The 989-nt window shown below is 49.6% G+C and carries 1 pseudogene; it reads left to right on the forward strand.

From position 1 onward, the window contains the following. Positions 1–989: pseudogene (locus RYA97_RS02515) on the forward strand (hypothetical protein); the annotation flags it as partial.

The following is a 989-nucleotide window of genomic DNA, read 5'->3' on the forward strand; positions in this document are numbered from 1 at the left end:
CCCGAGATGGAGACTTCAGTGCCAAGGATATTGGCAAGGTTACGTATGGACTGGGGTACAGCTTCAATCTGTTGATGGCGGTGTTTGTTGAAGCACCTTGGAGCGTAATAAGGGATGCGACGCCGGAGCTGATTGACGGCAAGAATGTGGCAATTCTGGACAGGTCCAGTGCGTATTGGAAAGCCAAGGGAAATGTAACTTGGGGTGATGCAATACGAGGGTTCAGGGTTTCGATGGTGGCGATGGGTGGGTTTGGGATCGTGGCGGTTGTACTTGAGCTATTTGATATCACAGATGATTTTCACGAAGCAAAAACATCAGGAGAAGAATACGGAATTGGCATTAAGGGATTTTCTGTATTGGTAATGGGATTGGGTTCTGCAGCCCAGTTATTGGCAGGCATTTTTCCCGCTGGTGTTTTTACGATTATCGCGATGAATCCGTGGTTCAGCGTAGCCTTGATGGCAACTGGTTTTATTTATCTCATCGCTACGATGGCCCTGAATTATTTCAAGCAAGACAGTGTTGGCTGGTGGCTACGCAAGTGCTGTTGGTCGAGAACCCTAGCCTATCGTTACGCTGAGACTGCCGAAGGTGAGCAGGAAGAAGTGCGCGCGCTGATGGAAATTCAATTATCTCCGCAGGTCCATGCAAAAAGCACCGTGCATTACGAAGACCGTTACCTTGGCAAAGGCGATTACTACAGCGTAGCCGTACAAAATGGCGCAGGGGTACAAGTGCGCTTACCCAATCTGTTACGCGGGCAATCTGTACACTTCAACATAGTCAGCAGCAAGCGACCATGGGGAGTGCTACCTGTAGAAAAAATGGACGACCCTCTGCATGAAGCTTTTCTGGACCGCGGACAATTCAGGAAGGCCGAACAGTTCGGGACGCTTACCAACAAGCAAGCTGGCAAGACGAGTGAAGATTTCACCTATCCTCTCATGCCACCTGAAAACGAAGACCTCATCTGGGAAACCTGGGTG

The organism is Pseudomonas syringae group sp. 26L6 (genome assembly GCF_032587815.1).
Classification (GTDB): domain Bacteria; phylum Pseudomonadota; class Gammaproteobacteria; order Pseudomonadales; family Pseudomonadaceae; genus Aquipseudomonas; species Aquipseudomonas amygdali.